Source organism: Paenibacillus cineris, from assembly GCF_018333335.1.
GTDB classification, from domain to species: Bacteria; Bacillota; Bacilli; order Paenibacillales; family Paenibacillaceae; genus Paenibacillus_AQ; species Paenibacillus_AQ favisporus.
This window is the reverse complement of the sequence record NZ_BORU01000001.1, coordinates 2,836,674-2,847,714: the sequence shown is the minus strand read 5'-3', so window position 1 is coordinate 2,847,714 and position 11,041 is coordinate 2,836,674. Positions and strand designations below refer to the sequence as shown.

General features: G+C 52.0%; 11 protein-coding genes. 7 read left to right on the top strand and 4 right to left on the bottom strand.

The window, feature by feature from the left end; translation table 11 throughout:
- Positions 1–400: 400 nt before the first annotated feature.
- The 4 genes from KI379_RS13270 (at position 401) to KI379_RS13255 (ending at position 5,547) form a co-directional block, all read left to right on the top strand.
- Positions 401–2,173, top strand: a complete 1,773-nt coding sequence (locus KI379_RS13270) for a sensor histidine kinase (protein WP_212983838.1) — start codon at positions 401–403, stop codon at positions 2,171–2,173.
- The gene (locus KI379_RS13265; RefSeq protein WP_212983837.1) at positions 2,166–2,903 is read left to right on the top strand and encodes a LytR/AlgR family response regulator transcription factor; all 738 of its coding nucleotides are present in this window, start codon (positions 2,166–2,168) and stop codon (positions 2,901–2,903) included. Before KI379_RS13270 ends, KI379_RS13265 begins: the two co-directional genes overlap by 8 nt.
- Before the next feature lie 266 nt (positions 2,904–3,169).
- Positions 3,170–4,963: a carbon starvation protein CstA gene (gene cstA / locus KI379_RS13260; protein WP_212983836.1), complete on the top strand. Its 1,794-nt coding sequence runs from the start codon at positions 3,170–3,172 to the stop codon at positions 4,961–4,963.
- Between the two features lie 206 nt (positions 4,964–5,169).
- Positions 5,170–5,547, top strand: coding sequence for a UDP-3-O-acyl-N-acetylglucosamine deacetylase (locus KI379_RS13255; RefSeq protein ID WP_076165322.1), 378 nt, complete (start codon positions 5,170–5,172; stop codon positions 5,545–5,547).
- A 74-nt stretch (positions 5,548–5,621) separates the two neighbouring features.
- Here KI379_RS13255 and KI379_RS13250 read toward each other — a convergent pair whose 3' ends face one another.
- A complete protein-coding gene (locus tag KI379_RS13250; protein WP_212983835.1) occupies positions 5,622–6,035 on the bottom strand; it encodes a nuclear transport factor 2 family protein in 414 nt (137 codons plus the stop codon).
- A gap of 133 nt (positions 6,036–6,168) precedes the next feature.
- Between KI379_RS13250 and KI379_RS13245 the strand changes: the two genes are divergently transcribed.
- The gene (locus KI379_RS13245) at positions 6,169–6,759 is read left to right on the top strand and encodes a CGNR zinc finger domain-containing protein (protein WP_212983834.1); all 591 of its coding nucleotides are present in this window, start codon (positions 6,169–6,171) and stop codon (positions 6,757–6,759) included.
- A 204-nt stretch (positions 6,760–6,963) separates the two neighbouring features.
- Here the strand turns inward: KI379_RS13245 and KI379_RS13240 are convergent, their stop codons facing one another.
- Positions 6,964–7,353: a MerR family transcriptional regulator gene (locus KI379_RS13240; RefSeq protein WP_212983833.1), complete on the bottom strand. Its 390-nt coding sequence runs from the start codon at positions 7,351–7,353 to the stop codon at positions 6,964–6,966.
- A 192-nt stretch (positions 7,354–7,545) separates the two neighbouring features.
- Here KI379_RS13240 and KI379_RS13235 point away from each other — a divergent pair, with 192 nt between their 5' ends.
- A complete protein-coding gene (locus tag KI379_RS13235) occupies positions 7,546–7,902 on the top strand; it encodes a VOC family protein (protein WP_076165330.1) in 357 nt (118 codons plus the stop codon).
- Positions 7,903–8,266: 364 nt separating this feature from the next.
- On the opposite strand, the gene KI379_RS13230 is transcribed toward KI379_RS13235, so the two are convergent.
- Together KI379_RS13230 and KI379_RS13225 are read right to left on the bottom strand one after the other, a co-directional pair.
- The gene (locus KI379_RS13230; RefSeq protein WP_212983832.1) at positions 8,267–9,223 is read right to left on the bottom strand and encodes an acyltransferase domain-containing protein; all 957 of its coding nucleotides are present in this window, start codon (positions 9,221–9,223) and stop codon (positions 8,267–8,269) included.
- A gap of 108 nt (positions 9,224–9,331) precedes the next feature.
- Positions 9,332–10,462: a Gfo/Idh/MocA family protein gene (locus tag KI379_RS13225; RefSeq protein ID WP_244879282.1), complete on the bottom strand. Its 1,131-nt coding sequence runs from the start codon at positions 10,460–10,462 to the stop codon at positions 9,332–9,334.
- Positions 10,463–10,623: 161 nt separating this feature from the next.
- On the opposite strand from KI379_RS13225, the gene KI379_RS13220 reads away from it, so the two are divergent.
- Positions 10,624–11,031 carry a winged helix-turn-helix transcriptional regulator gene (locus tag KI379_RS13220; RefSeq protein WP_089547376.1) on the top strand — a complete coding sequence of 136 codons (408 nt, stop codon included), beginning with the start codon at positions 10,624–10,626 and terminating at the stop codon, positions 11,029–11,031.
- Positions 11,032–11,041: the final 10 nt, after the last annotated feature.

The window sequence follows — 11,041 nt, the reverse complement described above, 5'->3', positions numbered from 1 at the left end:
TAAGGGAAATTCCGTTAGCTTCAACTTAAGCTGGCCCCATTTAGGTCAGACGATGAAGTTCGGTGAGATGTTGCGCTTGCTGGTTGCTCCGGCTGCTCCATATACGCCTAGGCTTCATGTTCTTCTTCGCTTAAGCGGTGGCAAGTGAGATGATGAAGCCTACCCAATGAAGCTCTGCCCAAACGGGAAATCCGCGTCCGAATGATCAAATTATTTCTTGGGTAATCGCAAAATGTTCATAGGTTCGACATCCGCTGATGTCCCTCTATGTCGTTCATGCCGTTAAATGATTGAGGCAATCTGTCGAAACAGCACCGATTGAAAACGCTGCAATTTCCGATTATACTAGCTCCGCGGGTAAATCAACGAACAACGAACGATTGCGGAGGATGATGCTGACATGTTCTATTTATTGCCTCTTATGCTGGAAAGAGTCGGCATCCTGATTATCGTCGCCTTTCTGCTGTCCAGGGTGACGTCGTTCCGCCAGACGCTGCATCATGAGGATCGGCTTCCCGCCAAGCTGCTGCTGATCGTCATTTTCGGCGTGTTCGGCATGATCAGTAACTATACCGGTGTAGAAATTCATGGAGGCGCCATTGGCTCCGAAATCTGGCAGGCCGGCGTGCAGGTTGACAGTGCACTGGCCAATACGCGGATTATGGGCGTAGCCATCGGCGGTTTGCTTGGCGGACCGCTGGTCGGACTTGGGGCCGGGCTGATCGCCGGTCTCCATCGGCTGACGCTTGGCGGATATACCGCTGCCGCCTGCTCTATATCTACCATACTGGCAGGTGTGGTCACCGGCTGGATCGGCAGGAGGTTCCGGAGGTCCGATCCCGGTGCGCCATGGCGTGCGGTTGCCATCGGAATCCTGATGGAATGCGTACAGATGGGGATTATTTTGCTGATAGCCCGCCCTTTCGATGCCGCAGTTCAGTTGGTTTCGGTCATCGCCCTGCCGATGATTGTCATGAACGGATTCGGCACCCTGATGTTTATGCTGATCATTCAGTCTATCCTGCAGGAGGAGGAGCGGACTCGCGCCCTGCAGACCAACCAGGTGCTTCATATTGCCGACCGGACGCTGCCCTTTTTCCGTCAGGGCCTGAACCCGGCATCGTGCCGGGAAGCGGCGAGCGTCATTCTGGAGGCCACGGATGCGGATGCGATCTCGATCACGGATCGGGAGCAGGTGCTCACGCATGTAGGTGCCGGCTCGGACCATCATGTCCCGCTCCACAGCCTGGCGACCCAGCTTACCCGGTCCGTACTGGAACAGGGACGAATGTCTGTTGCGACATCGAAGGAAGACATTCAATGCTTCCATGATGGCTGCAGCCTGCAGGCTGCGATCGTGCTTCCGCTGCAGGTGCGGAGCGGCACCGTCGGGACGCTGAAGCTTTATTATACGAACCCGGACCGGCTGGACCGTGTTCAGCGGGAAATGGCGGAAGGGCTTGGCCGCTTGTTCTCCACGCAGCTCGAGCTGGCCGAGGCGGAGATGCAGAGCAGGCTGCTGAAGGATGCCGAAGTCAAAGCGCTCCAGGCGCAGGTGCATCCCCATTTTCTGTTTAATGCGATCAATACCATTTCAGCGCTGTGCCGGACCGATCCAGACAAAGCACGGGAGCTGCTCATTCAGCTCGGAGTCTTTTTCCGGAGCAACCTTCAAGGTGCACGGCAGATCCTGATCCCGCTCAGCCAGGAGCTGAGGCATGTGGAAGCCTACTTGACGTTGGAGAAGGCGCGCTTCCCTGATAAATTCGAGATGACATTCGATATCGAACCGGAGCTTGCGGATTTGGAGATACCGCCGTTTACGCTTCAGCCCTTGGTCGAAAATGCCGTGCGCCATGCCTTCCATGGACTCGGTCCCCACCATAAAGGGAGCGTATGTATTGCCGCGAGCCAGAAAGGCCATGAAGTCATGATTGTAACGGCAGATAACGGCAAAGGAATCCCGGCGGAGCTGCTGGAACAGCTTGGTGAGCAGGCCGTTCATTCGGAAGACGGAACCGGCACGGCGCTGCATAATATCCGTAAGCGGATCGCGGAAATCTACGGCAGTGAGGGCTCGTTCCGGATCGTAAGCGATGCCGATACCCCCGGAACCCGAGTCGTGATTACGCTGCCTTTGCATCTTGCACATAGGAGGGAAATGCATGCTTAAAGGATTCATTGTCGACGATGAGCCGCTCGCCCGGGACGAACTGGCTTATCTGCTCGGGCGTACCAGACAGGTTCATATTGTCGGAGAGGCCGATTCGCTGGAGACGGCGCTGCATTCGATTGCGGAGATGGAGCCGGACGTCGTGTTTCTTGACATCCAGCTGGCGGAGGATAACGGCATGGAGCTGGCCAAGCAGCTCTCCGTTCTGGAGGAGGTTCCGGATATCGTCTTTGCCACGGCTTACGATGAGTATGCACTGCAGGCGTTTGAAGTCAACGCCTTGGACTATATTTTGAAGCCGTTCGAGGAAGAGCGGGTGCGGAAAACCGTCGACAAAGTCATGAAGCTCCGCTCCGCCCGCGAGAAAAGGGCAGCCCCTTCTCCCCCGCTGGGACCCGATCGTACAGGCAAGCTGGCGGTCAGCGCGGAAGAGCGGATACTGCTTATTGATATCGACAACATCGTCTACGTGGGATCCGATGACGGCAAGAGCGAGCTGGTCACAACAGGCGACCGGTACAAGCTGAATGAGCCGCTGGTCAATCTGGAGCGCCGGCTGGCCGGAACTTCCGTCGTCCGGGTGCACCGGTCGTACCTGGCGAACTTGAACGCGGTCACCGAAATTCAGCCGTGGTTCAACTCCGCCTGTATTCTCGTCATGAAAGACGAATCCAAGGTTCCCGTCAGCCGATCCTTCACCAAGGAACTGAAGCAGCTTCTCGGATTGTAGTCTGAGGATCAACAACTTACCGTCTTTTTGAGATCATTCCTTTACCGGCGGCAGATGGCCGGCACTCCCTTTCATGTCTGACTTATCCAGTGGGGGCTCACCCGGAATACATCTGTCTGCCATTCACCGCCTTCTTTTGGCTGTTCATCCTTTCCTCCCGACTTTTCGGCCTGAAAACACCTTGTATCGGTTTTCATCAGGTATAGTACGGATAAAATCTCTTCACCCGTAACAAGCGGGGTGTGAATAAAGGAGGAACTCCAAAAATGAATGCGGTTACAATCGTCATAGCATCCATCTGTATTCTCATGATCGCCTACCGCCTGTATGGGACGTTCATGGCCGCCAAAGTGCTGAAGCTCAGCAACAGTACGCCAACGCCGGCCCATGCCCTTGAGGACGGCAAGGACTATGTACCGACGAACAAATGGGTCACCTTCGGCCATCACTTCGCCGCGATTGCCGCCGCGGGGCCGCTGGTCGGGCCGATCCTGGCCGCCCAGTTCGGCTACTTGCCAGGCCTCTTGTGGCTGCTGATCGGAGCCGTCATCGGCGGTGCGGTTCATGACGCGGTCGTCCTGTACGCGTCCATGCGCAAGCAAGGCAAGTCGCTGTCTGAAGTTGCCAAAGAAGAGCTTGGACCGGTCGCCGGCTTTTGCACGGGTCTGGCCATGCTGTTCATCATCATTATTACGATGGCGGGCTTGTCCATGGTCGTGCTCCATGCGCTCGAAAACAATCCTTGGGGTACCTTCGCCGTCGGCATTACGATTCCGATTGCCATGGGCGTCGGCCTGTACTACAAAAAAACCGGTAAGCTGAAGACCGCGACCACCGCAGGATTTATTCTGCTTATGATCGGCGTATTTGCCGGTCCTTATATTCAGGAAACGGCCATCGCCCAATGGCTGACGCTGGATGCCAAGACGCTGGCCGTGATTTTGCCGATTTACGCTTTCTTTGCAGCGGCGCTGCCGGTATGGCTTCTGCTCGCTCCCCGGGACTATCTGAGCAGCTTTATGAAAATTGGCGTGTTCGTTGCCCTTATTGCCGGCGTGTTTGTCATTAACCCGGTGATCCGCTTTCCGGCTTTTACCGAATTCGCCGGCGGCGGGGGCCCAGTTATTGCAGGTCCTGTCTGGCCTTTTATTTCGATTACGATCGCCTGCGGAGCGATTTCCGGTTTTCATGCGTTCGTCGGCTCCGGAACGACACCGAAAATGATCAATCAATGGACCGACATCAAGGTCATCGGCTTCGGGGCGATGCTCGTCGAGTGCGTGGTCGGCATCATGGCGCTGATCGCCGCAACTGCACTGCACCCAGCCGACTATTTCGCCATCAATTCCGCCCCGGCCGTGTTCCAGACGCTTGGGATGCATGTGGAAAACCTGCCGCAGCTCAGCAAGGAAATCGGAATGGATCTGGAAGGCCGCACTGGCGGAGCGGTTACGCTTGCGGTCGGCATGTCGTATATTTTCACAAAAATTCCGTGGTTCAGCCATCTGGCACCGTTTTTCTTCCAGTTCGTCATCATGTTTGAGGCGGTGTTCATTCTGACCGCGATCGATTCGGGGACCCGCGTCTCCCGTTATCTGATCCAGGACTTTTTCGGCGAGATCTATAAGCCGCTGAAGCGGACCGATTGGCTGCCCGGCAATATTTTTGCGAGTGCACTCGCCTGCTTCATGTGGGGATACTTGCTCTTTTCCGGTGATATCAGTTCGGTATGGGCCTTGTTCGGCGTCTCCAATCAGCTCATGGCTTCCATCGGCCTGATTATCGGAGCAACCGTTATTTTGAAAATCGCGGATAAGCCGATCTACGCTCTGACGTGCATCATTCCGCTCGCGTATCTATACGTCACGGTGAACTACGCAGGTTATTGGATGGTACGTCATGTGTACCTGAATCCGCAAGCTTCGGGATATAACGTTCTCAATGGTGTGCTTTCGATCATTATGCTGATCTTGGGCGTTATTATTTTAATCACAGCCATCAAAAAATGGATGGAGCTGTTAAGCTCGCCGACGTTACACCAGGGATCGCTGATTCCGTGATCTGTCTAAAATATTTTTCATCTGCATACCAACCTGCCGCAAGGTCCTCCACTAAAGGCCTGGCGGCTTTTTTCGATTCATCCCCTGACATGGCAAGCCAATAATTAGCATTTGCTTCCAATATCAAGGAGTGATAATATGTATAGCGGCCATTCTGAGGCTGCATGAAATCATGATCATACAGGAAGAAGGAAGTAATTAACTACATGAATAACTCGATCCGTTTATTTAAGGTGTCCGGCATTGTGCATAAGGATCAGCTTGTCGTTTGCGTCAAGGAATGGAAGCTCCTGAAGGAAACCGGGCGTTATTACGAAATTAAATCAGAAGATGCCAGCGTCAAGAGAGTGTATAAAGAAAAGCTCGGTGTGATCCATGACGACACCAAGGCATATGCGAACGGGCTGATTTCAAGTCACACCTTTTGTGCACATGAGGACATTGAAACCATGAAATCGCTCATTATTACAGAACTGGACTCCAAAATATCTTCCTACCTGCAAGACCTGCTGCTGAACAGAAAAGCACTGGAAAGCGCTGACGAAAACTCGATTTCACTTCATATTACTGAGCTGAAACGTTAACTTATAAATGACATGAATTCTTATGCAAGGGCGTCCATCCACTCGGTTGGCGCCCTTGCTGCTTGTAACGAGAATCATCTGTACCTGCGGTCCGATTCCTGAATCGGATAATCGTTGCCGCTCATATCCCGTCTTCGCATCAGCCCTTCTTCATCAAACTCCCAATGCTCATTCCCATGCGTTCTCATCCACTGTCCCGTGTCAGCGTCCCGCCATTCATACTCGAAACGCACCGAAATGCGATTGTCCGTGTAACACCATAGCTCCTTCATGAGCTTGTAATCCAGTTCTTTCGCCCACTTTCGTTTCAAAAAATCCCGGATGGCCTCCCTTCCCTTAAAAAACTCGGTGCGATTCCTCCACTCCGAATCGGGAGAATAAGCCATCGCCACCTGATCCGGATTTCTTGTATTCCAGGCGTTTTCGGCAGCTTTTACCTTGGCCAGCGCCGACTCATGGTTAAACGGGGGTTTAATAATAGTAGACATGGACTCCACCTCACGATATGAACTAACCACAAAAATGCAGTTGTTATGGTTAGTATGATATAGTGCTTTCCATTAACCTGTCAATCCATTATTATGAGGTTAGTTAAAAAGAATGTCAGTTGGAGGAAATTTCATGACGTTAAATAATACGGGTTCGTTTCCACTGCTCTCCGGTCATCCTTCGCTGGATTTGGTCAATACCGAGTTGGTTCGCAGAGGCATCCGTCATGATCTGCTGATCCGTCCGGAAGATCTAACCGCTTGGCTTGAAGCATTAAATATGAAGGAAAGTCTGCCTTCACTTCAGCATGCATCATCGGAGATCACGAAAGAAGCGCTGAATAAAGTTAAAGAATTTCGAATTGTCGTCAGAGACATGTACGAGCGGCTGGCTGACGGCCAAGAGGTTACCCGCTCATGGATCCGCCTCATGGAAGCGTGCATTGCCAACGCTCCACTGTCCTATCACTTCATCGACGGAAGACTCGTTCCCGTTCCGCTGGGGTCTGATACCGATGCGATCCTGTCCTTGGTTGCCCTGGATGCGCTCCGGCTGCTGGAAGCCGGTGAATTAGCTTATCTTCATCGATGTTCCAATCCCGAATGCGTCCTGCTCTATGTTGACCGTTCGGGACGACGGAAATGGTGCTCAATGAAGATTTGCGGAAACCGGATTAAAGTGGCGCGAAACCAGGCCAAAAAAGACCACAATCAAGATATGTGATCACTAACACCACCACCAATACAAACACCAATACAAACCGAACAAACTTTTTTTGTATTCCATTAAATCTCTAGCGGGACACAATAAAGAAAGTGGTTACGTAATATATATTATGTTAACCATTAATTTCGCGGATGACCAAGGCGCACTTTCAAGATGTCCTGGCTCCACGAGTTTAAACTTACAATAATCATTCTTTCCTCATTAGGAATGCATAAGCTTTTCGTAATAGTCCAATTTGGTCCGTGCTTCCGCGATCGTTTGGTCCAGCGCCTGCCGCTGCTCCTCCAACCGGTCCAATTGAGCCGTTAGAATTGACTTCCGGCTTTGGATTAACTTCATCTCTTCATCGTCCAGAGCTACCTTGTCTCTGAAACACTGCCCATCGGCAATAAAATCCTTAATGTCTTCCAGCGACAAACCGCTCTGTTTTAAGCATTTAATCGATAAAATTTGGTGGACATTTGCATCGCTATAGCTCCTGACACCACCCGTTCCACGTGAAGTTGGTTGGATCAGTCCCATTTTTTCATAATAACGCAGTGTGTCCAGACTAAATCCAGTCATTGTGGAAGCTTCCCGAATGTTATACATAGAAAATCACCGCCTTTCCCCCTTATTGTAAACGCTGGAGCTGACTCCAGGTCAAGGGGAACGTCAACCGAAATGAGGTATACATGTATGGATTTGGAGTGCTGCCCTTTTACTGATAGAATCAAATTAATTTTAATGACATGAAATACTTTCGCTTTCAGAATCGTGTCAGAAAGAGAGGAGAAGTGCAGGATGAAGGTACTACAAGTGTACACACGAGTGTATGTGAATGATATGGAGACGTCCCTTAAATTCTATGAGAACTTGTTGAGTGAAGTTTCAACATTTAGGTTCAAGTATGAAGCAGCGGGATTGGAATTAGCATCTGTGGGCGACATTTTGATTTTGGCTGGATCAAATCAGGCATTGGAGCCATTCCGTAAGACCAAGGCAACATTCAAGGTGGATAGCATTCATGAGTTTTATGACCACCTAAAGAGTTCTGGTTGCCAAATAATCCGGGATCTCACAAAAGTTCCAACTGGCACAAATTTTACGGTACAGCATCCGGATGGCGGGATTTTTGAATACGTTCAACATCATGAGTAGGTAATTGCCCGCCATTGTGCGGGTATCTCTTTTTCCGTGCTTGGTCAATGTTCATGATAACCAGTCAATACCCATAAATGATAAATATTTTTTAAAAAATTGATATTTAAGTTTACATAATAAAAGTTACGTTAACTCATTGCCATCCCAACCTCTTTGATGCCGCCCAGTGGCATTCGTGAATACTTGAATCACACTTGTTTTCATAAAAGACGTCTATCGACGTACCTCTCAAAGATGACAGACCGCGTTTAGCGGAAGTTTTGCTTGCGTGATCAGGAAGCGGAAGCTCCGAAACTTATACTATCTGAACTCTTAAAAAAACCCATCCCCGTATCCGGGAATGGGTTGAAATCGTTCTACGCTATGCTTGCTGTATTCGTCGTATCGTCGTTTGGAGCCGGTCCAGATCTTTTTGAAAAGGACTGAGCACGCTGTATACGTGAGCGCCGGATCCCTGTTTCCACAAATGCTTCGTGAAGTTGGCCAGCGTTCCGGACGGCCCCAGATCAACGCAAATATGCTCCGATGGGTTCATGCGCTGCATCGCTTCCCGAAACCGGATCGGATGCCGAACGGCATCCCAGACATAGTTTGAAGATAATGACGTGATGCCCATTCCGTACAGACCGGAAACCAGCTTCACCTGCGGCCGGTTCACATGGATTCCTGTCAGGGAAGGTTTATACGCCGTCTCCGCAGCGTCAATGGATGCGGAGTGAAAGCCGTAGCGCACAGGCAGCACCTGGTGAGCGATCCGGGTTTGCTTTAAATACGCTTCCGCCTGCCGGATACCCTCGCTTGTGCCGGAAACGACGAAGTGGGACTGATCATTGACGGCCGCCAGCTCGGTATTCGTATGAAGCTCTGCGGCTTGCGTGAACAGCGCGGGATCACTTGCGATGGCGATCATGCCTCCCGGCTCACAAGTATTCCGGACCGCATCGGCTTGATTCGCAACAAGCTCCAGAGCCGTTTCCCAATCGATGACGCCGGCAACGGCGCAGGACGCAAATTCGCCCAAGCTCGTCCCAAGCACGAGATCCGGATAGATTCCGTTTTCCATCATCACCTGCGCCAGTGCATATTCCACCATAAAGATGGCCGGATGGCTGTAGGATAAATGATCCAGCGGTTCCTCTGATTTTCGGTTGCTGCCGTACAATTCCAGGACGACAGACCTGCCTGTCGACTGGTACAGCCGCCGATCCATGCGGTCCATCCATTCCCGGAATCCGGAATGCCGTTCGTAGAGTTCGATTCCCATCCGGTAATATTGAGAGCCTTGACCGGGAAACAAGAAAACGACGGATTTTGCCATAATCGAATTGACCTCCGTAAGGTAGAAAAAGTCTTGATGATGATATTCTTCTACCAACTTACCATTTCATGTTTCCTCCGTCCATCTCTCTTACAAGCGGACCCTTGATCAAACCGCATAACCGGGTTCAAGCCGCACCGTTGCCCCTGTCTCCCCCGCCTTCCGCACTTGATCCAGCAGCTCGTGAACCGCAAGTGCGGTTTGAAAGTCCGGCGCCTCGTGTGTATCATTCGCCAGATCCCGGTGGATCTGTTGGTAAATGCCCGCCACATTGTAAGCGGGTGTTCCCATCAGCTCGGCCGGAGGCAGGTGGAGATGCCCGGGCAGCGTCAGTTCCTTCAGCTCTCCCCTCCCCTGCGTGCCAAGCACGATCAGATCATCGATCTGGAACATAAAGTTTTGCCGTGATCGGATGTGTAAATCCCCTTTCGTGCCGTTGATCTCGATCGCGAAGCTTCCCACGTGCGCATTGCGGATCTGGGAGCTGAAAACGGCCTGGCCCGGCAGAATCCCGCTGACCACGACATGATCAGGTGCCGACGCACGGATGATTTCACCCGTCTCTTCCACAGGGACCTGCCGCGTTTGCGTCTTCAATATGGCCGATATTTCGGAAAATGGTCCAAAGAGATACATGATCCCATCCAGAAGATGGCCGCCGGCGATCGTCAGCTGATTGGCTCCGTTCGCTTCATCCAGCAAATAAACGTGGCTCTGGTCGATCTGCTTGGAACGGATCGGATACGTCGGTATGGCGTAATTAACGTGAACGGCAAGCACATCCCCAACGTAACCCTCTGCCAGAAGTTCCCGGACGTAGCGGATGACGGGATTGGCGCGCGACTGCAGCCCGGCGAAATGGCGAACTCCTCGGTCGCGGGCCGCTTGCAGCAATGCTGCCGATTCTGCGGTCGTCCGTCCGAGCGGGAACTCGCTGTACACATGCTTGCCGGCCTCAAGAGCTGCACGAATCAGCCGGTCATGCTCCGGAACCCGGACGGATACGGTCACCAAATCGACCTCTGGATGCAGGGCCAGCTCAAGCGGATCGGAAAAGGCATGCTCAACGCCAAAGTGATCGGCGCTCGCTTCTGCGCTTTCCTGCCGCGATGTACCGACGGCGGTCACCATAAACTCGGGCAGCGCCTTCAGAGCCGGAAGATGTGCCAGACCTCCCCACGCACCGTTCAAACCGGCACCGATGATTCCGACACGAAGAGGTTGATGATTTATATTCATAAGTAAGCCTCCTAATAAATGGATAAGGGATCCACCCGCCTCCTGGCAAATTGTGGAGGGGTTTTCGGGTTGGTAGACATAGATTAATACAGTGAGTACAATGTGAAAAGAAGGCACTTTTCGGTTCGTTACGAACCCGCGGGTGCGTTAGGAGGTGGATGATGGAAAACATACGAGCAGCGGAACCCGCATTTTCGGTAACGTCCTGCACGGCTCGGCGTGTACTGGAAATCGTTTCGAATAAATGGGCGGTCCTCATCATTTTCGTATTGGAAAAAGGCACCAAACGGTACGGTCAGCTTCAGCGAAGCATCGCCGACATTTCCCAAAAAATGCTGACCCAGACGCTCCGCCAACTGGAGCGGGACGGACTGATTGAGCGCAGCGTCCTTCCGGAGGTTCCGCCTGTGGTGGAATATACCTTGACTCCGATGGGAGAGAGCTTGATCCCCTACCTGCGCCAGCTAAACCATTGGCTGAACGAGCATTATCCTCAGATCGAACAAGCCCGGAAAGATTACGATGCGAGAGAAAAGTTTAAGACAGACAAAAGCACGCAGACCGTTTAAGGTTTGCGTG

Coding starts and splice junctions, on each gene's coding strand:
- KI379_RS13250 (WP_212983835.1), bottom strand. CDS start 6,035: ATGTCTACTATTATTAAACCCCCGTTTAACCATGAGTCGGCGCTGGCC.
- cstA (WP_212983836.1), top strand. CDS start 3,170: ATGAATGCGGTTACAATCGTCATAGCATCCATCTGTATTCTCATGATC.
- KI379_RS13225 (WP_244879282.1), bottom strand. CDS start 10,462: ATGAATATAAATCATCAACCTCTTCGTGTCGGAATCATCGGTGCCGGT.
- KI379_RS13270 (WP_212983838.1), top strand. CDS start 401: ATGTTCTATTTATTGCCTCTTATGCTGGAAAGAGTCGGCATCCTGATT.
- KI379_RS13240 (WP_212983833.1), bottom strand. CDS start 7,353: ATGTATAACATTCGGGAAGCTTCCACAATGACTGGATTTAGTCTGGAC.
- KI379_RS13220 (WP_089547376.1), top strand. CDS start 10,624: ATGGAAAACATACGAGCAGCGGAACCCGCATTTTCGGTAACGTCCTGC.
- KI379_RS13245 (WP_212983834.1), top strand. CDS start 6,169: ATGACGTTAAATAATACGGGTTCGTTTCCACTGCTCTCCGGTCATCCT.
- KI379_RS13265 (WP_212983837.1), top strand. CDS start 2,166: ATGCTTAAAGGATTCATTGTCGACGATGAGCCGCTCGCCCGGGACGAA.
- KI379_RS13235 (WP_076165330.1), top strand. CDS start 7,546: ATGAAGGTACTACAAGTGTACACACGAGTGTATGTGAATGATATGGAG.
- KI379_RS13230 (WP_212983832.1), bottom strand. CDS start 9,223: ATGGCAAAATCCGTCGTTTTCTTGTTTCCCGGTCAAGGCTCTCAATAT.
- KI379_RS13255 (WP_076165322.1), top strand. CDS start 5,170: ATGAATAACTCGATCCGTTTATTTAAGGTGTCCGGCATTGTGCATAAG.